A 25,711-nucleotide genomic window follows, 5' to 3' on the forward strand; every position below is an offset into this window, starting at 1 on the left:
TCCACTGGGCTCGTAGGGCTTGTTTCCGGATCCCCAAGGGGGCAGGGTGCCAAGAGATTCCCATGGGGATCAACTGGAAAGACTGGAGATATAGTCATTTCAAACTGGATTGAGACACTTCCCAAGCGCTCCGTGTCGCTTCCGCGACCACCCACTCTTCAAAAGGGAGCTGGGAAGCAATGCAACGGAGGTGTTTCATTCTTGCTTCAAAGTGACCATAAGCTTCTCCAGCGCTCTGCGCTACCCGTGCAAACGCCACAGCCTCGGTTCTCCCCAAGTGTCTTACAAGGAGGAAAACTGGAAATGGAAGGGGTGAGCCGTTTCGCTGCTATCGGGAATGGTCATACATCCTTTGGACGGATTTATAGAAAAACCGCCCGACTTGACGCCGAGCGGAAGATGGTGTGAGGAGTGAACGGAAACATGCGTCTCCGCTGATCCCATCATAGTTGAACTTACCTGGCACTGGCAAAGGCAGTCATCGGAGGCAAAGGAATCTTTCAGCTAAGTTGGATACTTTTGGGAGTAATCGCGCCTTTCTCCAACCAAAAAGGGGAAGGAACTGTCCGTGTTGCGTTCGCTTCCCCCTATTGGCGTCCACTCCTCACTAGAGGTGAATCATAAATTATCCCTGCCGCTAAGACAACCCACCCTACCCAAGTTTTTCGGGGATCCACCCTGTCAAGGATGCAGATCACCGGATTCCACGGTGGGATCCAGCGCCAACAGCTCCGCTTCGGTCAGCAGGGGGATCCCCAGTTGTTGGGCTTGCTCCAGCTTAGAGCCGGGGTCAGAGCCCACCACTACGTAGTCGGTTTGGCGGCTGACGCTGGCGGTGACTTTGCCCCCCCGACTCTCAATCCAAGCCTTGGCCTGCTGGCGGGAGAGGGTGGGCAAGGTGCCGGTGATTACGAATTTTTTCCCGGCCAGGATCTGGGAGACGGCAGGGTTCTCCTGCTGAGGAAGAGCGGGGATCCCTAGCGCCTGCAACTCCTGCAACAGGCGACGATGGGCCGGCTTGGCAAACCAGGCCACCACCGCTTCGGCCACTTCCGCGCCTATCCCGTAGATCTGAGCAATGGTTTCTGCACTGGCCTGGGCCAGAAGCTCAGGGGTGGGAAAATGGCCGGCCAAAATCTGGGCGGTGACCACCCCCACATGGGGGATCCCCAGCCCGTAGAGCACTCGTTCCCAGGGCTGTTGACGAGAGCGCTGAATGGCTTGCACCAGCTTTTGGCTGGAGCGGGATCCCATCCCCTCCAAGCCCTGCAACTGCTCTGGGGTGAGGCGGTAGAGATCGGCTACGGTGCGCACTCCCAAGTTCTCCACCAATTGGGCTGCCCGCTTTTCCCCCAAGCCTTCGATATCCAAAGCATCGCGGCTGGCCCAGTGCTGCAATTGGCCGCGCAACTTAGCCGGGCACTCGGGGTTGGGGCAGCGGGTCACGGCTTCGCCGGGGGGACGAACCAAGGGGGTGTGGCATTCCGGGCACTGGCTGGGCAGGCTGTAGGGAACGGCATCGGCAGGGCGCAATTCTTTTAGGATCCCGACCACCTCCGGGATGATCTCCCCGGCTTTGCGCACGATGGCAGTATCGCCGATGTGCACGTCCAGCTCCCGCAGGCGATCGGCATTGTGCAGGCTGGCGCGGCTGACAAGGGTGCCGGCCAGAGGAACCGGCTCCAACTCTGCCACCGGGGTGACGGCGCCGGTGCGGCCCACGCTGGCCACGATGGCGCGGATGCGAGTGGGAACCTCTTGAGCTGGGTATTTGAGGGCAATGGCCCAGCGGGGAAATTTTTGCGTAAAGCCGGCCTCCTCCTGCAGCCGCAAGGAGTTCAATTTCACCACCACCCCGTCGCTGGCGTAGGGGAGCTGGGCACCCCGCCACCGCTCGTAAAACTGGATCACTTCCCCCAAGCCCCGACAGACCTGGGAGAGGGGGTTGACCGGAAATCCCAATTCCTTGAGCTGCTGCAGACACTGCCACTGGGTTTGCGGGGGATCCCCGGCGGGCCATCCTTCCGGCCAGTGGAGGGCGTAGGCGAAGAAGCTGAGCTTGCGGGCAGCCACAACGCGGCTATCCAACTGCCGCAAGGTGCCGGCAGCACAGTTGCGCGGGTTGGCAAAGGGGGGATCCCCAGCGGAACGACGCTCTTGGTTGATCCGTTCAAACTCGGCTAGGGCCAGATAGACTTCCCCCCGCACCTCCAAAACGGGAGGCGGATCTGCTGTCGCCAGCCGCAGGGGAATGGAACGAATGGCGCGCACGTTGGGGGTGATGTTCTCTCCGACCTGCCCGTCCCCCCGAGTAGCGCCCCGCTCCAAAAGACCCTCGATGTAGGTTAGGGCCAAGGCGGCGCCATCAATCTTCAGCTCACAGACATATTCCAGCTCTCCCTCTGTCCTGCTGTCGGGAACAGGGGCACGGCCCAAAACTCGCAGCAGGCGCTCTTGCCACTCCTCCAGTTCTTCTGGGTTGAAAGCGTTTTCCAAACTGTAGAGGGGGATGCGGTGGAAGACGGTGGGAAAATGCTCTGCAGGTTTTTCTCCCACCCGCTGAGTAGGGCTATCGGGGGTGACCAGTTCAGGGTAAGCCCGCTCCAGCTCTTGCAGCTCGCGGTAAAGGCGGTCGTAAACGCTGTCTTCCAGGATGGGAGCATCGTGGACATAGTAGGCAATGCTGGCCTTCTGCAGCAGGGTGCGCAGCTCGCGGGCGCGTTCTTCCAACTTGGGATCCATAACGCTTTGGGTGAGCAAGGTCTACCCCTAGGTTAGGGCTCCTGAGGAGCCAATAAGTAGGAGCCGATATTCTCCACGCTGGGAGAATGCAGCGAGGGAATGATCAAGATAGCCTGCTGGGAAAATAGCTGGGGGAGCTGGGCCAGAAGAGCCTGGTGACGACGGCGGAGGGCCTCTCCAAAGGGGGTAGAATCCTCTAACCACACTCGATTGAGAACGGCGTAGGGATGAGGGATCCCCAAAGCATCCAATTCCGCCAAAAGACGCTCGGTTTCTGCCAGAACCGCCTGCTCGGGGTTAAAGACGGGGATAAAGGTGACAAGCTGGGGATCCTGGAGCTGCTGCCGAAGCTGCCGCACCTGGGCCAAAAGCTCCCGCATCCGCTGCGCCCATTCCGACCTGCCCACCACATCCCGATATTTCAGCCACAGCTTCAGGGCCAAGCTTACCCAACCTTCCAGAGCCTGGGGCATCTGCAGAAACCGCAGGAGATGGCCTGTGGGAGCCGTGTCCAGCACCACCAGGTCGAACTGCCCGCTCGTCTCCTGTCGGAGAACACTCAACAGGGCCATCACCTCATCCAAGCCGGGTGGGGGCATCTGCAGCAGTTGCCGCCACGCCTGTGGGTCGTATTGGACTTCCACCCCTGCCGTCCCCTCCCCTGCCAAGATGGCCGCCACCTCCTCCAGATAATCCTGCCGGAATTGCTCCAGCACCGCCGCCGCATCGACCTCCTGCCCCAGCAGGTTGGGCAGCAGGGGAATGGGATCCTGACCCAGTTTCGTCTGAAACAGATCCCCCAACGAGTGGGCCGGATCGATGGAGACCAGCAAGAGCTGCTTGTCGGGATGGCGCTTGGCCAAGGTCCAAGCCAGGGCCCCGGCCACCGTCGTCTTGCCCACACCCCCTTTGCCCCCCACCAACACCAGTCGGATCCCTTGGGTCAAAAAATCCGGTAGGGACGGGATCCCCTTGAAGGAAGGGAAGAGGGTGGAGAAGAGAGACTTTCTCTTCTCTTGGCTCTCTGCTTTTTGCTCTGGGATCCCTTCCAACTCCAGCAGCACCTCTGGCAAGGGGCGAAGCTGCTGAACCAGCTCATCCAGGGCCGCTAACCCAATTGGCTCCTGCAGTTGATAGGGACAGATCCAGATAGGATATCCGGGCAGCTCCTCCTGTAGGGCTTTGAGCACACGCCGCTGTTCCTGTTGCCGCGCCAAGTAGAGAGGAGAGGGGAGAGCAGCGGGCAGCGAAGGTTGGCTGTTATTCTCTCTTGCAAGCAGCACCTGATTGACCAGAAGACCGCCGATGGGCACGCGGCGGTTTTGCAGTTGCTGACAAAAGCGGCGGGTTTCCGCCACGCTCAACTGCTCCGGGATCATCACCAGCCAAGCAGAGGTGCTCTCCGGAGTGGTCAAGCGGGCTTTGCCCCCCTCCAGTTCCCTCTGCAACTGGGCTAAAAATGCATCCGCCTCATCCGGTCGATAGGTGCCCGTCAGGGCTTGGGCGATTTCCCGGTGCTTGGCCTGAAAGGTGGCAAACACGGCCAGCAGATTATCCAAAAAGTCGGGCAGCTCCAACAGCCGCAGGGTGTGCCCGGTGGGGGCCGTGTCCAAGATAACGGTATCCACCTCCTCCCCAGCCAGCAGCCGGTTGACCTCCAGAATCGCCATCAGCTCATCCACCCCCGGCCAGGCTAAATCCCAGATTGGCAGCAGATCCTCTCGGCCAAACCAACTGCCCCGCTCGGCAATGAGCTCCAGGGCCGGCCCATAGGTTTGCCGAAAAGACCGCAGCAAAATCTCCGCTTGCAAAGCCCGCACCTGCAAATTGGGGCGATCCGGCAGGGGTTGGGCCACATCCGTAACCGAGATTTGCAGCACGTCCCCCAACGAGTGGGCGGGATCTGTGGACATCAGGAGCAGACGGCGCTGGGGATCCACCTGGGCCAGTTGGCGAGCCAGCGCGCAGGTCAAGGTTGTTTTGCCCACTCCTCCCTTGCCGCTGAACAGCAAGAGGCGTTGGGAAGCCAAGAGCAGAGGATGGCAGGAATGCTCCTCACTGTTAACGCGACTGAGTTGCAAAGGGATCCCCTCCCACATAGGTCGCCCCTATTTTGGCCTGGATCCCTCTTGGGGATGCTCTAGATCACTGCAAAGGTGCTCCGCACCGCTGACGGGATGGGAAGAGCTTGTACGGGAGCAGCTCACCGCAGTTTCTCCTCTCCCAGCCACACCCGGCGACGTCCTCTGTCCCACACCAGCAGCGCGTGGATCCCGATCCAAAGTCCTGTCCACAGCCAGTTGTGCAGCCAGATTTTGCCCAGAATGGGCAGGGTCAGGCCCTCCGTTCCCCCCAAAACCAGGCCGGCGGCCAAAATCAGCCCTTCAAAAGCCAGAAACCCCAAGATGAGCATGGCCGGGATCCAGAGATAGTTCAGCAGCAGTTGCCTTGGCCGAAGCGGCTTGGACTGAGAAAACAGAGGTCGGTAACCGCCAGCAAGAGCAATCCCCACCGTGCCGATCCCCAGCACCAACCCCCAGGCAAACGAATCGGGAGTGCGGGGATAGTTGTGCCAGGTGTAGCCAAAGATTTGGTTGGCCAGCCAAATCATCAAAGCACTAATGATTGCCCTTTGGCGGGTTAAAGTTGTGCCTGCAACAATACCAACAGTTACAAAAGGAAGGGTACATGTATAAGCAATATTGCTGAGACAGCCGACGGTGGTAAACAAGCTGGGCCAGAACCAGCCTTGGGCCAAATCTTGAGCAGCTTGTATCCAAAGTGGGGCTGAGATCAAGCGGCAAGATCTGGGGATAGGTTGAGCACTCGATTGCAGGCCAATCATGCTTTAATCTCCTGGAAAAAGGTGGTCTTTCAGAGGACAGCTATTAAGCAAATGCTCAAAAACAATTTGCCGAGCTACTTGGGGAGTAACCCGCTTGTACCAGGTGCGATCCCCAGAGTAAAAAACCACGGGCCCCTGTTGGCAAACTTCCAAGCAGCCTGAGGTGATAACCTGTACGTCTAGGTTGGCTTCTCGAAGAGCCAATTCCAGAGCTTCCACAACCGGTTGGTAGTTGCGGGAAGGATAACAACGGCTGGAACGACAGACGGCAAGGTAGGGACGTTTAAGAGGGTTATCCTCATAGGGGATCCGCTCTTTCCCCTGCACATAGATGGCGCGGATGCGCTCGTAAAGAGAAAGCTTTTGGTAATCTGCTTTGCCTTCCGGCAGGTAGTCTTCCTCTGGCCCCAAAAAGGGGCTGGGCAGAAAAATCTGCAGCAAAGGCTCTTCTGCTCCATTCCAGAATTGGATTCCCCACATGCGGGGCTGACCTTGGGGATTGAGGCGCCGGTAGAGAGCAGCACGGCTAACCAATCTTTTGCGGCGCAGCTCGGGTGGGGTCTTGCGATGGGGGCCGCCTTGGTGCTCCTCCAGGCACAAATGCAGGTGCCAAGTTTCGGTGGCAACGGTTAGATAGCCATCGTAGAGCACGCACAAAGCTGGAGGTTTCTTGAAAGCCAGCTCCAGCACCCCGCCTTCCGCCACATGGCCCACCTGGATCTCGGCCCAGTGCTCTTGAAACAGCTCGTAGAGCAACGGCCCCAAGCAGTCGATGTGGGCAGGGATCCCTTCATAAAGGGTTGTCCAACCCGTTAAAGAAACTTCCTGCCAAGCTTGATGGAGGGGGGTTATCCAGGGGGTAAAAGTGGCCATGAGAAAGCTCCTCAGTGCAGTGGTGGAATACGAGCAATCACCCCTTTTTTGAGAGGGCGCTCGGCCCAGGGTAGGATCCCATCTGGCTTGGTGAGGTAGAGCTCTGCTGTCTGCAGAATCAGCTCCACATCTTTTGGATCCAGATCTCCAAAAACATAGGTCATCTTTTGAGGTGCTGCCAACGCAACAACGCAAGCATGGCTGCAGGCGCTCATACAGGCAACTGGTTTTAGAGTTAGTTGGGGGTGGAGGGTTTGGGATTGCAGGGCAGACAGCAGCATTTCTCCCTTGCTAGTCCCTTCTTTTTGGCCGTTAACCCACTGAGATCCGCAGGTGATGCAAACCCAGAGATAATGACCGCTGGGTTGCTGAGCAGCGCTGCCAGCTTGAACTGGCAACTGGGAAGTTGATCGAGACATGGTGCTCCTTGATATAGTCATAGGTTTCTGTCCAAGCAAAGGGTGTGAGAAGAGGCAAAGACGATCTCAATGTCTTGGCCAAGGATTCAGCAGTGAGTTAGACAGCTAAAAGTCAGCCTCAAGTCGCTCTAAAATTGGCCCCTTAAATTAAGCCGAACGGTGCGACCCACTCCGGGGTAGCCGGGGAAAACCTCATATTGCTCATCCAGCAGGTTATCGACTCCCACCTCGAGAGCGAGATTTTCTGCTACTGGGATCCCTCCCCGCAGAGCCAGGTTGGTGTAGCCGGGCAGAGATTGGGTATTGGCGTTGTTGGTAAAGAAAGTGCCAATGTGATGCAGGAAAACTGAGGCATACCGATCCTCTGCATCGCGGTAGCTCAGGCCCAGGTTGAAGCTGTCTGCTCCCACGAAGGCTAGCTGTTTGCCAACCGCTTTGGGATCCAGCGCCGAGCGGATGATGGGATCGTTCAGGGTGTAGTTGGCAAAAAGAGTCCAGTTTTCCCCCAATCGCAAATCCAGGGCTGCTTCCAAGCCCGTGTATTCCACGAGCTCAATGTTTTCGTAGGTTCCCCTGCGCGGGCCAGTGCTGACAAAGGTAATGCCATCGCGGATGCGGTTATGGGCAAAGGTCAAGCGCAGTAGGCCAAAATCTCCCAAAGCCTGATCCAGGCCAATGTCAAAACTCTCTCCCCGCTCCGGGCGCAAATTGGGGTTGCCGTCGACTTCAAAAAAGCCCCGCAAACGAAAGAATAAGTTTGAGATCAAGGGGGTGCGAAAGCTGCCGGCATAATTGGCCCTCAGGGTGGTGCCTTCTGCCAAAACCCAGCGGATCCCTGCGGCAGGAGAGGTGGCCGAACCGTTGACCAGATTGCTCGAATCTTGGCGAACACCTAAGTTGAGATAAAAGTTGGGCTGTGGCTTGTAATCCAGGCGGGCAAAGAGGGCCCCTTGGTTCACGGTATTGTCGTAGTTGACATTGGTGGATCCCCTGGCAAAGGAGAAGGTGGTGTTGCGAGCTGAAATGGATCGGTAGTCTGCTCCTAGAGTAAGCTCCAGGTTTTCAGCAGCCTTCCAGGTGTATTGCAGTTGGGATCCCCACCCCGTTCGCAGGATCTCATCCCGGGATCCCTGGCTTTGTGGGGCGCTGAAGCGATAGTTGAGGTCGTCAAAAAATACCCTAGCTTGCAGGGATCCCTTCTCTTGATTCCACAGCCAACTGAGATCTAACAGCAGGTCGTTGGTGTTTTGCACTGCATCGGGGGAGGGAAACTCGGTGCTGCCAGGCACCTGAAACGCTTTGTTGAGATAAAGGGCATTTCCGGTTAGGACTTGGCCTTCTGCCAATTGCCAGGTGAGCTTGGCTTGTAGGTTGTGGTACTCCACCGCCGAGTTTTCCCGCCTGCCGGCTTTGCCCAAACGCCTAATTTCAAAGGGAAAGTCGTTGTTGCTCTGCAGACGGCGATAGCTGACCACCCAGCCCAGATCCTGCACCTGGCCGCGGTTTTGGATCCCTTGCTCGTTGAGGCCGTAGCTGCCGATAGCCGCTTCCAGCACGGTCTCGGATCCCGGCTTTGGATCCAGCGTCACGATGTTGATGACCCCGCCAACGGCATCGGAGCCGTATAAGGTGGAGCCCCCACCTGGAGAGATCTCAATACGCTCGACCACATCTGTAGTGATCTGAGACAGATCGAACCCGCCAAAAAAGCCCAGGTCGTTAATGGGGCGGCCATCCAAGAGCACCAACACCTGGGCCGTTCGTCCTCCCCGCATAAACTGGGAGCTAAGGGCTCCCAACTGGGTTCCCGCCGTGCCGTCGCTGAGGATCCCGGGCAGGTAGCGCAGGGCCTCCTGAACGGTTCTTGCCCCTTGCTCTCGAATTTGCTGGCGGGTAATGACGTAAACCGGGCGGGAAGAATCCCGCAGCAAGCCGGGGCGACGAAAAGGCGTGGTGACGGGTTGATTTAAAATCTCGGCGCTAACGCCGGTTTCCAAAACCTCTTGAGCTGAGGGCGGGGAAGCTGCCGGCTGCGCCCACGCTGGGATCCCCAAAACAAAGCCCCCCAGCGCCAGGCTGAGACCTAGAATGGGATTCATTTTCCTAAAGCTCCTGATTCCGTGCGACGCGGAAGAAATGCGAGCCAAAACCGCAGGCGGGCATCCTGACTGAGGGCATGGGTCTAGCCCAAGCCCATCACAGTTGCGGCACAGCGCCGGATTTGCACCGGACTTTCCCCTTTACATGCCCTGGCTGATCCCCAGGACAACCTGTCGGTACAGCTTTCTCTGCGATTGCTCCGAAAAAGCCGTGCTAGGCATCATACATCCCCTGCTCTGGAGTTCCTATCCTGCCAGGGGGGATGTCATCCCCAGGGGTGAACGGGATCCCAACGGCAATCCCAGGGCTTCGGATGGGCCACATCCCATTTAGGCCAGATTTCTTCACTGCTTTGTAAGCAGTTGAAGGATAGCCCGCTGCTACTCCAGATCGCGAGGCCCAGGGATCCCTTAGCCTTTTAGAGAACAGAGCATGACTCTAGTCAATAATAAGCTCAACTATACTGAAAATAATGTATAATATGTTCAGTACGGATTACTACCAGTTGATCTTTCTGTTTACTTTCGAGTCTGCCAACATGGTAGCCAAAGCAAAGCAGAAAATTGGTAGTAAGACGACACGGAAACTGCGCTTTGGGTATTCTACTCAAAGCTTTGCGGGATACCGCCATTCTGGTTGGAAACAAACAGAATGCTATCGCTGCATAGTTGAACAGTGATGTTCAGCAGTGTTCAGCGTAAATGTATCAGATACGCTGAGACTTCACAAGACCCACAGCTTTTGGGAAAGCAAGATGGGGACGCTGGCCTAGCCGTCATGGGCGGGATCCGTATGAATTAGTACCCAACCGGATAGAAAAGAGGGGCTTTTTCGGTCGCGTGAGCGGCGCGGAGCGCTCTTTCTGGCAAAGCCGTTGCCTGGTGGGCTGGATCCGGCTCAACTTGGCCGGAAGAGGCAATCGGCACCTCAATCATCCGATCCGGTACCAGCGGCACCATTTCGGAGCGGTCGGCAATTTCCCGCAGAGAATTGGCGATGGATTCCTGAGTCAGCAGAAACTGTCGTTCGTTGCGCTGCATCTGCTGCCACACCTGGTAACGCTGGCTCCACCGGCTTTGGGTATGCACAGTCCAACTGTAAAGGCTTAACACTGAAACCCCAGAGAGGATAGCCATCCCTGTGGAGATCTGCTTCCACCAAGCTAGGTGTTCTGCCCAAGCCGAATGTCGGCTGCGAGGATGGGCTGATTTCAACTTCAAATCCAAAGGCTGGGTGCGGCTGGCCTGAACTGTACCGGAGAGGGGTCGGCTCAGAGCAGAAGACCGTCTGTGGCGACGAGGGTTTTTGGGACGATCAAGACCTGCGTTCAAAGGCTGGCTAACCATGGGGCTTAACCTCACACACACCAAGGGATCCGACGGTGCAGGACTGCCGGTTCCGCTTCACCCTAGTTCCCCGCGCCCCCCAACAGCAACCCCCTTCTCCCGATTCCCGGCCTCAGCAGGACAGCTGTCCGCTTCACGGTAGCCGATCTCTTGAGAGCGGGAGAACCAACCTAAACCTACATCTGACTGCTGCGGGCAGCCACTCGCAGTTTGGCAGAGCGGGCCCGTGGATTACGTTGCCGTTCCAGTTCGGAAGGGGACAAGGGCCTGGGGGTGAGCACCTGCCAACGGGGATCCCTGCGGAAGGCCCATTTCACCAAGCGATCTTCAAGGCTATGGAAGCTGATCACGGCCAACCTGCCGCCGGGTTTCAGCCAAGTGGGGGCTTGGGCCAGCAAGGTTTCTAAAGCCTCCAGTTCTCGGTTCACGGCAATGCGCAACGCCTGAAAGACGCGGGTGGCCGGGTGGATGCGGCCTCGCCGAGCTGCCGGAGGTACTGCCTGCCAAACCACCTGGGCCAACTGAGTGGTTGTGGCGAGGGGACGAGCCTGCTCGATGTGATGGGCAATGCGGCGGGCAAATCGCTCTTCGCCGTAACGGGTGAAAATCTCGATCAACTCTTCGACCGGGCGATGATTAACCCAATCGGCAGCGGTTTCCTGAGCGGCACTGGGATCCATGCGCATATCCAGCGGCCCCTCTCCGCGAAAGCTAAATCCCCGCTCAGGGCAGTCCAGTTGCGGCGAACTCACCCCCAAGTCGGCCACGATGCCATCGAAGGGAATCCCCTGCCCCTGCTCATCCCGAAAGCCATGCTGCTGCAGATCGAAATCGGCAAAATTGAGGTGCCACAGTTGGATGCGGCTGCCGGGGATCCCTTCTGCTGCAAAACGCGCTTGCGCCGCCTGCAGAGCCGCCGGATCCCGATCCAACCCCACCACTCGGGCAGCTCCCCCCCGCAGCAGCGCCAAGCTGTGCCCACCCCCTCCCAACGTCACATCCAGAAAAGTGCCGCCCCCCTGGGGTTGCAGGTAGGCCATCACCTCCTCGGTCAAAACGGAATCGTGTTGATACACCTTGCCAAGCACGGTCTGCGGGGGTTCTATTTCTGCTGCTACAAAGTTCAGTATCTGCAAAAAAAAGGCCGAGGCCAGGCCCCGACCGAGGAATCCATGTTGTTAAGGTGATCCTCTGGGAAAAGAGGGGTGGCCGTCAAAAGACAGGCTGTCTTGGGATCCCTGGTAAGATCTCTGGGGCATGAGTCCGGGCCTGAGTAAGATGAGACTGCTGCCGCTTTTGCCCAGTCTGCCATCAGAGTTGCTGTGTTGACTCACTCTTCTTCTACCGATATCCTCACTCTCTCGCCGGCCAAGGGCCTGCGCGGCCAAGTGAGCATCCCCGGCGACAAGTCCATTTCCCACCGCGCCCTGATGCTGGGATCCCTGGCCGAAGGAGAAACCACCATCCAAGGGCTGTTGCTGGGAGAGGATCCCCGCAGTACGGCAGCCTGCTTTCGGGCGCTGGGGGCAGATATTTCGGAGCTCAACAGCGAGTGTGTTCGCATTCGGGGAGTTGGCCTGGGCCAGCTGCAAGAACCGGCAGACGTGTTGGATGCAGGTAACTCCGGCACCACCTTGCGCCTGATGCTGGGGATCCTGGCTGGCCAGGCCGGGCGCTTTTTTGCCGTCACTGGCGATCGCTCCCTGCGCTCGCGGCCCATGGGACGGGTGGTAGAACCACTGCGGCAGATGGGGGCCAGCATTTGGGGACGGGCCGGTGGAACCTTGGCACCTTTGGCCGTACAAGGGGGATCCCTCAAGGGCATTCACTACCGCTCCCCGGTGGCTTCAGCGCAGGTAAAATCCTGCCTCTTGCTGGCGGGTCTGCTGGCGGAAGGCACCACCCAAGTCACCGAGCCGGCTCTCTCTCGGGATCACTCGGAACGGATGTTGCGGGCCTTCGGGGCCAACATTCAGGTGGATCCGGAAACAAAAACCGTGGCCGTGGTGGGAGGATCCCACCTGGTGGGCCAAAAAGTTCAGGTGCCGGGAGATATCAGCTCGGCAGCCTTTTGGCTGGTGGCCGCCTCCATTGTGCCCGAGAGCGAATTGCTGCTAAGGGATGTGGGCCTCAACCCCACCCGTACCGGTGCACTACGGGTGTTGCAGGAGATGGGGGCCGATATTCAAATTGAAAACTGCCGGGAAATGGCCGGCGAGCCCCTGGGAGATCTGCGGGTGCGTTCGGCCCGCTTGCGCGGCTGCACCATCGCCGGCGATCTCATCCCCACCCTGATCGACGAGATCCCGGTTTTGGCGGTGGCGGCGGCCTTTGCCGAAGGGATCACGGTGATTCGCGATGCCGCAGAGCTGCGGGTGAAAGAAAGCGACCGCCTGTCAGCCATGGCCCAAGAGTTGAGCCGCATGGGAGCCCAGGTCGCCGAATATCCCGATGGCCTGGAAATCAAAGGAGGGATCCCCCTTCATGGAGCTGAGGTCGATAGCCACGAGGATCACCGCATCGCCATGAGTCTGATGGTGGCAGCCCTGGGAGCGCAGGGATCCACCCTCCTCAGAGGAGCCGACTGTGCCCGCATCTCCTACCCCGACTTCATTCCCACCCTGCAACGATTGACAGCTTCTTCCCTCGAGTCTTGAGAGGATCTTGTGGGGAGCGAAGATCTATGGTCAATTCAGTTGATGATGAGACGGTATTAAAGTAAGATGGCATGAAGGCAGACTCAGGAGAAAGCTCCATGGGCTACAGCTTAGACCTGAGAGAAAGAGTCGTAGGGTATGTCCAGGAAGGGGGCAGCCCCACCACAGCCGCACAGATTTACAAAGTCAGTCGCGCAACGGTTTATCGCTGGCTGAATCGAGAGGATCTTAGGCCGACAAAAGTCAAGACCCGGAAACGCAAGATAGACTTGGCCGCCCTGCAGCAAGATGTGGACCAGTACCCAGAAGCTCGACTGAAGGAGAGAGCCCAGAGGTTCGGCGTCCAACCCAGTGCTATTTACTATGCTCTCAGGAAGCTGCAAATAACACGAAAAAAAAGAGTTAGGGTATCGAGAGCGGGATCGAGAAGAGAGAATTCAGCACTCCAGGGTCTTGAGGGGATGGGTTCAGAAGTACGGGAGTGAGAGCCTGGTTCCGTTGGTGAAGGGATAAGACCTACGGCCCGCTTTCGCGAACAGAGCTGTTGCACTGGCCAGTGTCTTGTTGCTATTTGAATTGACCACATCCCCATCTCTAACTTTGTCGCCCTTGTTCTTGTGTCAACCCATCCCAGCCCGCCCGGCCCTATCGCCATCGAACATCTCTGCTTCCGGGTTCCTCCCGGTGGGCAAGCAGCCTTTCTTGAGCAAGACGAGCGGGTTTGGGGATCCGCCCTGCGCCGGCATCCGGGTTTTCTGGGCAAAGAAGTTTGGCTGGATCAGCAGGATCCTGAACTTGTCCACCTCATCCTCCGCTGGGCCAGCCGTGCTGACTGGAAGGCCTTTCCCTCCGAGCAAGTGGAGGCATTGGATCGGCAAATGCGGCCTTTTTATGTGCGCTTGGAACAGGCCAAAGAATACCAGCTCTGGCAGCCCGGCCCTTCTGCAGGGACAGGAAAGCAGGATTAAGGGATCCCTTCAGTCTCAAAACCTACCTCAGAGCCCACCGAGTCAGCCCTGGGGGATCCTGCCACCCGCTCCTGCTCCACCAGCTCCCGCAAACTGGGCATGGTCACGGCCAAAGCTCCTTCTCGCCGCTGCAGCCCCGCTTCAAAACTCTCAGGGGTGACAATGCCGCCGGAAATGAGCATCTTAAAAGCATCTTCCACCGGCATGAACACTTCCACCACCTGGTCTTCCGGCACAATGGCGTACCAGCCCGTCGTTGGATTGGGGGTGGTGGGCACAAACAGGCCAAGGGAGCGCTGCGGCCCATCGGGCCGAATGGGAGTTTGAATGGTGCCCGTCACAAAGGCCAGCGCCCAAGCTCCTGGTCGGGGATATTCCACCAGCACCACCCGCCGAAAGCGCTGATTGTTGGGGGCAAACAAAACACTGACCAATTGCTTCAAGGTCTTGTACACCAGCCCCGCCACCGGAATCGCATGGAGCAACTGTTCGCTGAGATTGAGCAGCCACTGGCCGACAATGTTGCGGGCCATGAAGCCAATCAACAGGATGAGCACAATCGGCGTCAACAGGCCCACCGCCAGATCGATGAGGTTGATCAAGATCGGGTGCAAACCCTGGATGGGATTGAACTGCTTCGGAATGCTGGTCAGAAAGCCAATGCTCCAGGTGGCCACCTCCACCGTCAGCCAAATGGTAGTTGCCAGAGGGATCACCACCAGCAACCCCGCCACGAAGTAGTTCTTCAGATGCTGTTTCCATTGAGAAACCATGGTGAGGTCGTTCCGTCAAGTCAACCGAGTGGATGCACCGAACCTTTGCAAGTGGAGCTTGCAGATGGCAATCATGATACCTGCCTTCTGCATTGCCCTCATGGGGGGCAGCCGCAACTTGCTCGAAAAAGAAACCGGGCTGCCAAAAAGCGCAGAGCCCCAAACTTTCACGAGGCCGATAATGCTATCTTAGGTCGATATAAAATTTTGTAAAGGCAGGGATCCCGTCCCGAGGCGTTGTGGCCAAGCCCCTGGATGGTTTGTGTTTCTGCTGGGTGTTGCGTGGGAGGCCCTATGTCAGAGTCGGATTGGCTAGAGCATACCTGTCAGGTGGAGGTACCTGTTCCCATCGAGCAGGTATGGGATTTGTGGGCCAACCTCACCCTCATGCCCCGCTGGATGAAGTGGATCCGCTCGGTGGAATTGCTGGATCAGGAGCTATCTCGGTGGACACTGGATACCCGCGGCCTCACCTTCAGTTGGATCTCCCGCACCCACACGGTGGTGAAACACCAACACATCGGCTGGAGTTCGGTGGAGGGGCTGCCCAATCGGGGCGCGCTGCGCTTTTACGACCGCAAAGGCAGTACCATTGTGAAGCTGTCGGTGGCCTACAAGCTCCCGGGGATCCTCGGCAAAATCTTGGATGGCCTGTTTGTGGGCAAAGTGGTGGAGAGCACCATCCAGGCGGATCTGGAGCGCTTCAAAGCCTATGCCCTAGAGCATGCGGGGCCAACCGCCGACAATGCCTCGGCCAGCTAGCCTCAGTTTGTCAGGCCCAAGTGTTTTGCTGAACTCCCCCTTCCTTGCCAACCCTCGCCACTGCAAAGGCCGCTTCATGTCAGATCCCTCTCCTGAGCCTGTTATCGCGCCCTCTCATCAGCCGGTGGACAACCGCAACATTCGCTTCTCTCTGGAGCGGGGCGAGCTGGATCTGGATCAGCTTCTCCTGCTGTTGAACCGCAACGCCTTTTGGGCGCAGAATCGCCGGCGGGAGGAGATGGAGCGGGCCGTTGCCCACAGCCATCCGGTGGTCAGCGTGTGGGATGGGGAACGCCTGATTGGCTTTGGCCGCGCCACTTCCGATGGGGTTTACCGGGCCGTCCTCTGGGATATCGTGGTCGATCACGACTACCGACGTCAGGGCATTGGGCGCAAGTTGGTGGAAACCCTGATCAGCCATCCCCACCTGCAGTCGGTGGAGCGCATCTACCTGTTCACAACCCATCAGCGTGGCTTTTACGAGCGAATCGGCTTTGTGGAAAATCCCAGCACCACCTTGGTCTTGCACGGGCGCCCTCTGGAGTTTTTGATCCCGGCTGCCGAGCAGGAGCAGGGGATCCCAGGGAAATGAGGCAGGTGAGTGTATCTCGAACAACAGTGGGTTGGTTCGGCCTCGGCAGGAGAACGCGCTAGCCTGAAAAGCAAAAAAAGGTGAGAGGGTGTACCTATGGCCAATCGCCTCGCCACAAGTTCCAGCCTTTACTTGCGCAAGCACGCCGAGAACCCGGTGGATTGGTGGCCTTGGATCCCCGAGGCTCTGGAGAAAGCCCGGGCCGAGGATAGGCCGATTTTCCTATCCATCGGCTATTCCAGTTGCCACTGGTGTACGGTCATGGAGGGCGAGGCCTTCTCCAACCCTGAAATTGCCGCCTTTTTGAATGCCCATTTTTTGCCCATCAAGGTGGATCGCGAGGAGCGGCCGGATCTCGACAGCATCTACATGCAGGCGTTGCAGCTCATGAGCGGGCAGGGGGGGTGGCCCCTCAATGTTTTCCTCACGCCCGATGACCTGGTGCCCTTTTACGCCGGCACCTATTTTCCCGTAGAGCCCCGCTTTGGCCGCCCGGGGTTTCTGGCCTTGCTGCAGCGCATCCTGCAGTTTTACCGGCAGGAAAAGGAAAAAATAGAGGAGATGAAAGGCCAGATTTTGACGGCTCTGACCACCCTCAGCGACTTAGTGCCGGAAGACCACATTCCCGCCGACCTGCTGCGCTCTGGGATCCCCAAGATCCAGCCTTTGCTCTCCAATGCCGGGGCGGTGCAGCAATTTCCCATGATGCCCTACGCCCAGTTGGTGTTGCGCTCAGCCCGCTTCGACCCACCGGAAGGGATCCCCGGCTCGCAGAGCGCTCTGGAACGGGCCAAAGAGCGGGGCATGGCCTTGGTGTTGGGAGGGATCTTCGACCATGTGGCCGGAGGATTTCACCGCTACACTGTGGATCCCACCTGGACGGTGCCCCACTTTGAAAAGATGCTCTACGACAACGGGCAGATCCTAGAGTTTCTCTCCGATCTGTGGGCGCACGGTATCCAAGATCCGGCCATCGAGCGGGCGGTGCGGCTGACGGTGGAGTGGGTGGCGCGAGAGATGACCGCCCCTGCCGGGTATTTCTACGCCGCTCAAGATGCCGACAGCTTTGCCCGGGCAGAGGATCGAGAGCCAGAGGAGGGAGAGTTCTACGTCTGGCGCTGGCAGGAGCTGCAGGAGCTCTTGGGGGAAGAAACCTTCCGCGCCTTGCAGCAGGCGTTTGACCTATCGCCGGGGGGCAACTTCCCCGATCGGCCCGGCTGCATCGTCTTGCAGCGCCAACAGGGAGGAGCGTTGCCGCCAGAAGTTGAAGCCGCCTTGACCACCCATCTGTTTCAGGCACGCTATGGCTCTGCGGATCGACGAGTTCCCTTCCCTCCGGCAGTGGATGCCCAATCGGCCCGTCTGCAATCCTGGCCAGGGCGAATCCCACCTGTCACCGACACCAAGATGATCGTCTCTTGGAACGCCTTGATGATTTCCGGCCTGGCGCGGGCCTATCAAGTGTTCGGCAACGCAGACTATCTGCAATTGGCTCTGCGGGCAGCCCAATTCATCCTCAGCCGGCAACGCCACCCCGAGACCGGATCCCTGTTGCGCTTGAACTACGATGGCACAGCGCAGGTGCCCGCCAAGTCAGAAGATTACGCCCTGCTGATCAAGGCCCTGTTGGACTTGCAGCAAGCCTGCCTGCCCCTGCTGGGGGATCCCACCCCTCAAGACTGGTTGCAGGCTGCCCTCCAGCTCCAGCAGGAGATGGATGCGCAACTGTGGGATCCGGCCAGGGGGGGATACTTTGTCAGCGATGCCCAGAGTGCCCCTGAGCTGTTGGTGCGAGAGAAGGAGTTCCAGGACAACGCTACCCCTGCAGCCAATGGGGTGGCCATTGCCAACCTGGTGCGCCTGGCCGCCCTCACTGGAGATCTGGACTACCTGGAGCGGGCAGAGCAGGCCTTGAAAACCTTTGCCCACATCATGAGCACCCAGCCGCGCACCTGCCCCAGCCTTTTTGCCGGACTGGATTGGTATAGCAATTGGGTGAAAGTCACCCTGGAGGCCGATTCCATTCCCGCCTTTCAGCAACGATCTTGGCCCACCACCGTCTTTGCTCTCCCCACCGAAGCCGAACCTCTGCCGGAAGGAGCTCTAGGGCTGGTGTGCTGGGGCAACAAATGCCTGGCCCCTGCCAGTTCTCTCGAGCAAATCCAGTCCCAAATCACCAAAGGCCAAAATCGAGCTTACTGACCTTTGCCCAACTTTTGCTCAGGGCAGCAGGGATCCCTTTGCCAAGGTTACTGCTGGGGCTCCGCAGGCTTTTCCACCCCAAAAAACTCAATGCGGTAACTTTGGATGCGGGTGCCCGTTTGTTGCTCCACTTGGGCCAGCAGTTCAGGCGGCAGCTCCACGTCCACATCCAAGATGCGGTTGCTATCCAGACAGTTCACGTGGCTGTGGGGATGGGTGCGGTTGCCGTAGCGGCGCCCATCGGCACGATCCAAGCACTCGACAATGTTGTGGCTGGCCAAAGCTTCCAGGTTTTGATAAACGGACGTGTGGCCAATCGGTTTGCCCTGCTGATTTAGGCGATCGTAAATCTCGCGGGCGGAGAGGTGCTCGCCACACTGCCACAGCAGCTCCAGGATATAACGGCGCTGTCGGCTCAAACGCAGATTGCACTCCCGGCACCGTTCCAAGGCAGCTTCCAAAGAATCCAAGGGGCGAGGCATGGAAAACCTCAAGTCATACCGAGTCTGAGATAGGTAGTTGCTCATCTCTACCAAGGTAGCATTTGTGCGTCAACAGTTGTTCAAAAAACACCCCGAACTCTACAAGAGCTGCCGCGCATAGCCATCTTCGAGCCGAGTCCAGGCCGTGCGCAGATGGAAGAGCCCAACATCAGCCTTTTGATTTTCTACAATACCGCTGGAGTGTTGGGGGCAAAGATCATGCGGCGGCGCAAGGTAATTCTGGGTTTGTTGGGGTTGGCCAGCAGCAGTGGATTGGCAGGAGCCTATTGGGCCAGTCGGCAGCAGCCCTCTCATCTAGCCCCAGGGATGGGATCCCCTAGAGCCGCTCTCCCCTCTCCTACCCCCCAGCCCACCCCCACCGTCGTCCCCCATCCAGATGCCCCCCATGGCCTCTACATCCCCCCCCGCCGAGATCTGCGCCTCTTGGTCATCAGTGACATGAACGGCATCTACGGCTCGGTGGAATACGACCCAGAGGTGGATCGGGGCATCGGCCTCATCCCCTATCTTCAGCCGGATATTGTTTTGGGAGGAGGAGATATGGTGGCCGGTCAGGATCCCCGCCTGTCGGAGGAGCGCATTCGCGCCATGTGGGCAGCCTTCGACCGGCATGTGGCTGGCCCAATCCGTGCGGCCAAACTTCCCTACGGCTTTACCTTGGGCAATCACGATGCTTCCTGTGCCCGCACCACGCGGGGCGGCTTTCTCTTTCAAAAAGAACGGGATCTGGCCCGCGAGTTTTGGAACGATCCGGCCCACGACCCAGGTTTGAACTTTGTGGATCGGGGGGACTTTCCCTTCTACTACACCTTTGAAAAAGACGATGTGTTTTACCTAGTCTGGGATGCCACCTGCAATTACATCCCGCCCGAACAAATGGCCTGGGCGGAAGCGGCTCTGGCCAGCGAACGGGCTCAGAAGGCCAAGTTGCGCATTGTCATCGGCCATCTGCCCCTCTACGCCATCACTGTCGGGCGCGACGATCCGGGAGAAGTGCTGCTGGAGGCGGATGCCAAACGGGCTCTGCTGGAGAAGTACCGCGTCCACACCTACATCAGCGGCCACGACCACGGCTACTACCCTGGCCACAAAGGGCAACTGCAACTGCTTCACTGCGGCATTCTCGGCTCTGGCCCTCGTCCCCTCTTGGGCAGCCCTCTGCCCCCCCGCAAGACCCTCACTCTTATTGACGTGGATTTCGAGACCCCAGATGTTACCTATTACACCACTTATCACATGCGGGATCTGAGCGTGATCGACCAAGCAGAGCTGCCCCGCTTCATCACCGGGCACAATGGCTTGGTGCTGCGCCGCGACGTCAATTGGGACAACCTCACCCCTGAAGAAATCGCCACCTGCCAAGCTCGTATTGGATCCCTGTGTCGGGATTAACGTCTCCGTCTTGGCAAAAGATTGATGAGCCGTTTGTAGATGCTCTCGCGAGGGTTCTGCACACTTCGCGAGCAGCCCAGGCTTTTCAACAGATGATTCAAAGCAGCTTTTTCCAGCAACACCAGCCATAGCCGGTGCAACTGTGTCTCTCGCATAACGGATGCCGGTGATTGATTCCAGCGAAACTGTAGAGAGCTTGTGAAGGCAGCAACAAGAAACGTTAAAGAGAACACAAAGTTGGCAACGGAATGTTGGCAGTGTTATCTTCAAGCGCGGTTGACCTACCGTCGCTGAGCCGGTTGACTGTTGCGCCTTTTCCCTGCCGTCCAACTGACCGACAACTGGAGCGCAAAACTCCTGCTACCCTGGTTGAATGATGGTTTCGTTCCTGGTTGAGGTAGAGGGGAATTTGACAGATGAGCAGGTGCGGGAGGGATTCCACGCCCTCTCGGACCCGATTCGCCTGCGCGTGCTGCAACTGCTGCAGGGGCGTGAGTTGTGTGTTTGTGATCTCTGCGAGGAGCTGAAGGTGAGCCAATCCAAGCTCTCGTTTCACCTAAAAACCCTGCGGGATGCGAAATTGGTCAATGCTCGCCAGCAGGGGCGCTGGATTTACTACAGCCTCAACCCACCCGGTTTTCAGCTCCTGCAGCATTTTTTGGATAGATTGGGGCAAGCTGGCCCTGTCAAGGCCGCAGTTCCCTGTGTGGAAGACCTCTAAGGCGCGCAGGGATCCCAAAATGTCCCTAGAAAAACTGTCGGATCCCGCCCTTGTACATTCCGAAGACGGGCTTGCTGCAACACAAGAAATTACAGATGTGAATGGTGTTCCCTGCTGGCAACCCCAGGGATCCCGGCGGGTCAACTCGGAGAAAATGAGGATCCCATCTCCTAAAATCCATCAAAGTTCCCTGACACCAGCTCCCCTGTTGCTTAGTTAGGATTGATACAAGAGAGGTGGGAACAACATGATACGTGAACAGCGAGAAGAGTTGGAACGCATCCACCGAGCACACCTGTGGAATCGCCTCAAGGAGCGGGTGAAACGCGCCCAGTTAAATCCATCTCTGCTGGCTTTGCTGGCACGAGAGGCTTTTGAGTTGGGCTTCCCCCTTCCCTCTTTATCTGACCAACCCCAGGTCAATTCCCCTGCTGAGCAGCCTCAAGATGGAAGTCATCATCGCCGCACAAGGCCTCCGGCCCGCTGGCGCGATCGGTGAGTCCACCCTCTCTTCTGGCCGAGAAAGCGGGCAGCCACGATCATAGGAGAATTTCTCTCCAGAGACTCTCAAAGCAGCTAGTCTAGGCAATGATTTTGAATAAATCAGAGCCCATGATGAACACCGCCGAAGCCCTTCAGATTCTCAACCTTCCGCCGGACGCAACCGAGCGGCAGATCCGGGGGCGACTGTTTCAGGAATACCAAACCCTCAGTACTGCCCTCGCAGAACTGGAGGACGAGCGACAAAGACCCTTGCTAGAGGCGCAACTGGCGCGGCTGAATGAGGCGCGGGATGTATTGCTTAGCGGGGGATCCCAGGCTGAGAAGGGTTTGTCTTGGGTCAGCCCAGAGGACTTGCCCCCCCAGGTGATTGTGCTGCTTTACCAAGCCAATGGGCAGGAGGGAATCTGCACGCGCCAGGTTGGGGGTCAAGATATCGTCATTGCTTTCGAGAGCTCGTTTGCGGCAAGAAAATATGCGCAGCGGTTGGCTCAACAGGGACTGCCCAAGCCCGTGGCAGAACGCTTTGACACGCAGGAGATCGTCGATTTTTGCCGCAGCGGAGGGTATGGGTTGATGGTGGTTCCGGCCAGCGAAACGCTGGAGCCCCTACAAGAAAGCACGGAAGCTGCCCGTGATTGGCAGGGCAGGTCTTGATGCCGTTCGGCCTCGATCCACTTGCGTTAAGGGTGCCCTCGATGATTAGTGTGGAACCGATCTCTGTGGACGAGTTTCGCCAGCTCATGGCCGCCGATCTGGACGCTTGCTGCGAGGCCTTTGATTTGCGGGCAGAGTACCTGCGTCTGCAGCAACAGCGGCTACGCTCCTGGGGCATGCTGGCCTTTGGTTTGATAGCAATAGCCTTGGTCATCTTCTTGGGGATGCGGGATCCCGGCTCTTGGGTGTCCTATACCGCGGCTGCCGGGATCCTACTGCTGCTCCTGTTGGGGATCCTGAGAGTCAGCCTGCGCTTGGGAAAAAGCCTGCATCGCATCCGGCAGCGTTGGCAGGAAGCCCATCTGCTCAACAGCACCCCCGAGGTGATGAAGTTTGCCACCGATCTGGCCCGCAAGGTAAAAGACTACAACCACTGGGTCAACGAGCTTCGGCAATCGCTGCAGGGGGGGCAGCATTGGCGGGATTTTCGGCAACTCAGTGAGGCTGAGCAAAAGTACATCCAGTCGCTGTTTTTGCAGGTGCGGGCCCAACTGGTGATGGCCCTACAGGTGTGCCGAGCTTTGATCGAGGATCCACAAGCCTCTGTGGCTCAGTATCTCAACCAAATGGTTGCCCGGGATCAGCAACTGTTGGAGCAATTTACCGCCAAAAACTTGACTGGCAACCGCTACGCAACCCTGGCTCGTGAGCTGTCCGGCCTGGAGGCAGATCTACAAGCTCAGCTCAGAACCTTGGGCTCTCGATGATACCCTGTTGGAGGTGTCCAGCAGCGTACTCATGGGCAGTAGAGGCACTCGAAAATTGTACGGCCTGTTGCTTGCCGGCGGGCTGGGCTTGCTGGGATGCGGGGATCCGAATGTACCTCTGACCCAACCCCCTCCCGATGCTTTTCGGGTTAGCACCCCACGGCCACCGCGCCTAGATCTGTACCCCACCCCACCACCCACGCCAACTCCTACGCCGACACCACCCCCCAGCTTGCTGGAGCTCACAGCCCGTTGGTTGGGGATCCCTTGGCCTCCCCAGCGGCAAGAAACCAGCCCAGTGAGGTTGAGCGCCCGCTTCCTGGATATCCCACTACCCCCGAAGCCGCGCCGCTCCGCCAGCCCCTCACCTCAGCCTTCCCCCAGCCCAGAGAGTGAGGAGAGAAGGCAACAAGGCCGGGAAACTTAGTCCGCACCGCTGGCCTCTGGGGATTTAGGCGCCTACGGTCGCCGGCTCCGTTTCTCGAACGCGCAGCTTTTCACAGGGGATGGTGTCTGCCAGAATGGAGCTGGCCATCATGCCCGTGTGAATCTCTAGCTTGGCTCCAGGCACCGCTTCAAAGAGCAGCCGCTGGCCTGGAAAGACCACCCGCTCAAAGTACCAGTTTTCGATATTCGTGATGCGAACCACCTGAATGGAGCTGGTCGCATTGATGTAGCTACAGGTTATTCGCTCTGCTCGTTTTTTATCGGGGATTGCATCGAGTGTTTGCATAATTCAGATTACCAGCCCACGTTGCTCAGCCTACCATCTACCCTAACACCGTCTGGGGATCACTGCGGTAGTCTGCGATACGGCGATCCCAACTGGCAGAAATCAATCCTGGAAAAAATAACTTCTGTATTTTACCTTACTGTTTCGATTTCCAAGAGGGTTCTGCAATTCGAGGAAGATTTGAATTAGGATTTTTCCCCAATATGGGACAATTTCTCATAGAAAATCTCCGCAGAGTAGTAGTCAAGACTACACTTTTAAGCTGCCTTGGAGTTTGGGGATCAGGGCTCTTGGATCCTCGATCCCGTCGTCGGCTGCGGCGAGGATTGGCCGGGATCCCAGTTCAGGCCCTCCACCCGCAGCTCCAGAGCCCCCGACTGGCGCACCGGATTGTACTGCAGGCTAAAGCCATAGGTGCGGCGGTCGTAGCCCAGGCGATAGACGACATCCACCTGCTGGCCCGACTGCAAATCTACCGTTGTCTCTGCCCCTACCCGCAGCGGGCCGTACAGTTGTTGCAAAAAGCCCAGGACGAGCTGTTCCCGCGTGGTGATGCGGTCAAACAAAAATGGCGAGGCTCCGGCCAAAAAACCGTTGGAGTAGGTCACCCTCAGGTTGGTGTAGTCGAAGGTATCGGCCACAAAAGCCCCAATCACCGCATCAATGCCAATACTGCCGGCAGTATAGCTCTGGGCTCGGCCATTAGAGTAAAAAGACTGGCTGCTGCTCACACCGGTGCTGAGCCAGATCCCTTGCTCGATGGGCAGAGCGGAAAAGCGGGGTGGGGGATCCGCCGCCGTCTTGGGAGGGCTCCAGAGGGGAAAGGAGCGATTCAAGGTTGCCCCCAGTTGCAGGCGGGAGAGCTGAATGCGGTCGGTGGTGTTGGCTAAGGCCAACTCCGGATCCGTGTCGATTTCATCCGGCTGCCCCAAGGCATCGATGTAGTCGGCGGCTATGCGGTAGCTGAGATCCAAGCCGGTATTCCCTAGGCGCAGGGTGGGGGAGCGGTAGCTGGCACCGAGGCGGTTTTCCACAATTTGAAACCCCAGGCGACCGCTGAAGAAGCGTTCCCGATAGGCGTAGGTGTAGGCGACTTCTCCACCATCGCCGGTGGTGATGCGGTGTTCGACCTGAGCTCGCAAGCGCTGAGCAAACTCCTGGAAGACGATCCCCCGCAGCTCGGCAAACAGGGAGGTTTGGGCATTCGCCTCCGGTTGCCGCCAACGCAAATCGGCCCGCAGCCCGATCCCATCCAAAAGGCCCTGCTCACTGCCCCAAAGGCGCTGCGGATACAGTTGCGGGGAGAGCACCAAGCTCACATTGGGATCCCGCAGCAGCTCGATGTTGGACTGGAGGATCAAGCCGCGCCGCAATTCTTCCCTGTCGAAATCATCGTAGAAGATGCTGACCGGAGGCTGACGGTTTAATGAGTCGAAGCGCAGCCGAATGGGCAGAGGCAGAAACAAGACCTGGTCGAAGGCCAGTTGGCCGGCCTCGGCAATCAGCAGGCTGGAACCATCTGCCTGAAGAGTGGAGGTCACCCGTGGGCTACGAATCTCCAACTCCGGCGGATCCAGCGGGTCGTTGGTCAGCCGCACCTGTTCTCCTTCCCAGGTGGTGGCATCGAAGCGGATGCGAACGGCACGAAAGCGCACCAACCGCTCTGGCGCCAAAGCGGCTGCCGGGGATCCACTGGCCTGCAACTGGCCAATATCCACCTGCCCGAAGGCCTCTTCCAAAAATCCCCGCTCCTGCTCAAAGTCGTATTCTAGGCGGGATCCCTGAATGCGTTGCCGATCCAGTTGAATAGAAACATTGCCCTCGGCCACAGCCCGCCGCTGTCGCAGTTCAATGCGCAGGCGATCCGCCCGCAACACAGAGCGGCCCAGCCGCATCTCCACATTGCCTTCTGCTTGGAAGACTTCCGCCCGTTGATCGAAGGTTTGCCGGTCAGAACGCAGCCGTAACGTTCGGTCGGCAACGGCGCTGAGGTCAGTCGTATCCATGGGCTGAGCGCCCCCCTTCTTCTGGGACTCCACCTGAGCCGCAGTAGGGCCGGCAACTGCCAACCCCAGCACCCCCAAGCAGAGCCAGAGCAACCGCAACCCTCTCATAATCACCCGGCGCAAAACTTCAACACAGATCCCCTACGGCTTCC

General features: G+C 58.3%; 23 protein-coding genes, 2 pseudogenes and 1 riboswitch. Of the genes and pseudogenes, 13 read left to right on the plus strand and 12 right to left on the minus strand.

Translation table 11 applies throughout. From position 1 onward, the window contains the following. Positions 1-681: 681 nt before the first annotated feature. The 6 genes from ligA to ACVWZ1_RS03410 all read right to left on the minus strand — a co-directional run bounded on the left by ligA (position 682) and on the right by ACVWZ1_RS03410 (position 8,978). Positions 682-2,742, minus strand: coding sequence for an NAD-dependent DNA ligase LigA (gene ligA, locus ACVWZ1_RS03385; RefSeq protein WP_457466622.1), 2,061 nt, complete (start codon positions 2,740-2,742; stop codon positions 682-684). A 32-nt stretch (positions 2,743-2,774) separates the two neighbouring features. Continuing rightward, positions 2,775-4,823 carry an ArsA family ATPase gene (locus ACVWZ1_RS03390; protein ID WP_457466595.1) on the minus strand — a complete coding sequence of 683 codons (2,049 nt, stop codon included), beginning with the start codon at positions 4,821-4,823 and terminating at the stop codon, positions 2,775-2,777. A gap of 122 nt (positions 4,824-4,945) precedes the next feature. Next, on the minus strand, positions 4,946-5,353 hold the full coding sequence (locus ACVWZ1_RS03395; protein ID WP_238376949.1) for a hypothetical protein: 408 nt from the start codon (positions 5,351-5,353) through the stop codon (positions 4,946-4,948). Positions 5,354-5,590: 237 nt separating this feature from the next. Then, entirely contained in the window at positions 5,591-6,460 is an 870-nt protein-coding gene (locus ACVWZ1_RS03400) for a (2Fe-2S) ferredoxin domain-containing protein (protein ID WP_457502521.1), read from the minus strand. An 11-nt stretch (positions 6,461-6,471) separates the two neighbouring features. Beyond that, positions 6,472-6,900: a DUF1636 domain-containing protein gene (locus ACVWZ1_RS03405; RefSeq protein ID WP_457466598.1), complete on the minus strand. Its 429-nt coding sequence runs from the start codon at positions 6,898-6,900 to the stop codon at positions 6,472-6,474. Between the two features lie 107 nt (positions 6,901-7,007). Then, positions 7,008-8,978 (minus strand): TonB-dependent receptor plug domain-containing protein, encoded by a 1,971-nt coding sequence (locus ACVWZ1_RS03410; protein ID WP_457466599.1) that lies wholly within the window; start codon positions 8,976-8,978, stop codon positions 7,008-7,010. A 38-nt stretch (positions 8,979-9,016) separates the two neighbouring features. Further along, positions 9,017-9,168, minus strand: a riboswitch (cobalamin riboswitch). 295 nt (positions 9,169-9,463) lie between these two features. Between ACVWZ1_RS03410 and ACVWZ1_RS03415 the strand changes: the two are divergent. Further along, positions 9,464-9,647: pseudogene (locus ACVWZ1_RS03415) on the plus strand (hypothetical protein); the annotation flags it as partial. Positions 9,648-9,776: 129 nt separating this feature from the next. Here the strand turns inward: ACVWZ1_RS03415 and ACVWZ1_RS03420 are convergent. Together ACVWZ1_RS03420 and rsmH are read right to left on the minus strand one after the other, a co-directional pair. Continuing rightward, entirely contained in the window at positions 9,777-10,325 is a 549-nt protein-coding gene (locus tag ACVWZ1_RS03420; protein ID WP_457502522.1) for a hypothetical protein, read from the minus strand. A 176-nt stretch (positions 10,326-10,501) separates the two neighbouring features. Continuing rightward, on the minus strand, positions 10,502-11,431 hold the full coding sequence (gene rsmH, locus ACVWZ1_RS03425; protein ID WP_457502541.1) for a 16S rRNA (cytosine(1402)-N(4))-methyltransferase RsmH: 930 nt from the start codon (positions 11,429-11,431) through the stop codon (positions 10,502-10,504). A 216-nt stretch (positions 11,432-11,647) separates the two neighbouring features. On the opposite strand from rsmH, the gene aroA reads away from it, so the two are divergent. From aroA to ACVWZ1_RS03440, 3 genes and pseudogenes are all read left to right on the plus strand, one after another. After that, positions 11,648-12,982 carry a 3-phosphoshikimate 1-carboxyvinyltransferase gene (aroA, locus tag ACVWZ1_RS03430; RefSeq protein WP_457466602.1) on the plus strand — a complete coding sequence of 445 codons (1,335 nt, stop codon included), beginning with the start codon at positions 11,648-11,650 and terminating at the stop codon, positions 12,980-12,982. A 98-nt stretch (positions 12,983-13,080) separates the two neighbouring features. Beyond that, positions 13,081-13,477 (plus strand): annotated as a pseudogene (locus tag ACVWZ1_RS03435) (IS630 transposase-related protein); the annotation flags it as partial. Positions 13,478-13,599: 122 nt separating this feature from the next. Then, entirely contained in the window at positions 13,600-13,950 is a 351-nt protein-coding gene (locus ACVWZ1_RS03440) for a TIGR03792 family protein (RefSeq protein WP_457502523.1), read from the plus strand. Here ACVWZ1_RS03440 and ACVWZ1_RS03445 read toward each other — a convergent pair. Beyond that, positions 13,947-14,723 carry a DUF502 domain-containing protein gene (locus ACVWZ1_RS03445; RefSeq protein ID WP_238376947.1) on the minus strand — a complete coding sequence of 259 codons (777 nt, stop codon included), beginning with the start codon at positions 14,721-14,723 and terminating at the stop codon, positions 13,947-13,949. The two genes, ACVWZ1_RS03440 and ACVWZ1_RS03445, sit on opposite strands and share 4 nt — an antisense overlap. A 294-nt stretch (positions 14,724-15,017) precedes the next feature. Here ACVWZ1_RS03445 and ACVWZ1_RS03450 point away from each other — a divergent pair, with 294 nt between their 5' ends. The 3 genes from ACVWZ1_RS03450 (at position 15,018) to ACVWZ1_RS03460 (ending at position 18,279) form a co-directional block, all read left to right on the plus strand. Further along, positions 15,018-15,485: an SRPBCC family protein gene (locus ACVWZ1_RS03450; RefSeq protein WP_414423780.1), complete on the plus strand. Its 468-nt coding sequence runs from the start codon at positions 15,018-15,020 to the stop codon at positions 15,483-15,485. A 76-nt stretch (positions 15,486-15,561) separates the two neighbouring features. Further along, positions 15,562-16,077, plus strand: a complete 516-nt coding sequence (locus tag ACVWZ1_RS03455; RefSeq protein WP_457502524.1) for a GNAT family N-acetyltransferase — start codon at positions 15,562-15,564, stop codon at positions 16,075-16,077. A 96-nt stretch (positions 16,078-16,173) separates the two neighbouring features. Then, positions 16,174-18,279 (plus strand): thioredoxin domain-containing protein, encoded by a 2,106-nt coding sequence (locus ACVWZ1_RS03460; RefSeq protein WP_457502525.1) that lies wholly within the window; start codon positions 16,174-16,176, stop codon positions 18,277-18,279. Positions 18,280-18,326: 47 nt separating this feature from the next. On the opposite strand, the gene ACVWZ1_RS03465 is transcribed toward ACVWZ1_RS03460, so the two are convergent. Then, on the minus strand, positions 18,327-18,761 hold the full coding sequence (locus ACVWZ1_RS03465) for a Fur family transcriptional regulator (RefSeq protein ID WP_414331897.1): 435 nt from the start codon (positions 18,759-18,761) through the stop codon (positions 18,327-18,329). Between the two features lie 219 nt (positions 18,762-18,980). Here ACVWZ1_RS03465 and ACVWZ1_RS03470 point away from each other — a divergent pair, with 219 nt between their 5' ends. The 6 genes from ACVWZ1_RS03470 to ACVWZ1_RS03495 all read left to right on the plus strand — a co-directional run bounded on the left by ACVWZ1_RS03470 (position 18,981) and on the right by ACVWZ1_RS03495 (position 23,247). Then, on the plus strand, positions 18,981-20,174 hold the full coding sequence (locus tag ACVWZ1_RS03470; protein ID WP_457502542.1) for a metallophosphoesterase family protein: 1,194 nt from the start codon (positions 18,981-18,983) through the stop codon (positions 20,172-20,174). 376 nt (positions 20,175-20,550) lie between these two features. Then, positions 20,551-20,895, plus strand: coding sequence for an ArsR/SmtB family transcription factor (locus ACVWZ1_RS03475; RefSeq protein ID WP_414330075.1), 345 nt, complete (start codon positions 20,551-20,553; stop codon positions 20,893-20,895). 247 nt (positions 20,896-21,142) lie between these two features. Further along, on the plus strand, positions 21,143-21,394 hold the full coding sequence (locus ACVWZ1_RS03480; RefSeq protein ID WP_457502526.1) for a hypothetical protein: 252 nt from the start codon (positions 21,143-21,145) through the stop codon (positions 21,392-21,394). A gap of 113 nt (positions 21,395-21,507) precedes the next feature. Continuing rightward, positions 21,508-22,053 (plus strand): DUF3110 domain-containing protein, encoded by a 546-nt coding sequence (locus tag ACVWZ1_RS03485; protein ID WP_414374936.1) that lies wholly within the window; start codon positions 21,508-21,510, stop codon positions 22,051-22,053. Positions 22,054-22,094: 41 nt separating this feature from the next. Continuing rightward, entirely contained in the window at positions 22,095-22,820 is a 726-nt protein-coding gene (locus ACVWZ1_RS03490; protein ID WP_457398352.1) for a hypothetical protein, read from the plus strand. Positions 22,821-22,851: 31 nt separating this feature from the next. Continuing rightward, complete coding sequence (locus tag ACVWZ1_RS03495) at positions 22,852-23,247, plus strand: hypothetical protein (protein WP_414343192.1); 396 nt, start codon at positions 22,852-22,854, stop codon at positions 23,245-23,247. 24 nt (positions 23,248-23,271) lie between these two features. Here the strand turns inward: ACVWZ1_RS03495 and ACVWZ1_RS03500 are convergent, their stop codons facing one another. Together ACVWZ1_RS03500 and ACVWZ1_RS03505 are read right to left on the minus strand one after the other, a co-directional pair. Beyond that, positions 23,272-23,556, minus strand: a complete 285-nt coding sequence (locus ACVWZ1_RS03500) for a DUF1830 domain-containing protein (protein ID WP_457392674.1) — start codon at positions 23,554-23,556, stop codon at positions 23,272-23,274. Positions 23,557-23,834: 278 nt separating this feature from the next. Then, entirely contained in the window at positions 23,835-25,667 is a 1,833-nt protein-coding gene (locus ACVWZ1_RS03505) for a DUF3769 domain-containing protein (RefSeq protein ID WP_457502527.1), read from the minus strand. Positions 25,668-25,711 lie beyond the last annotated feature (44 nt).

It is taken from the genome of Thermostichus sp. MS-CIW-25 (assembly GCF_054060015.1).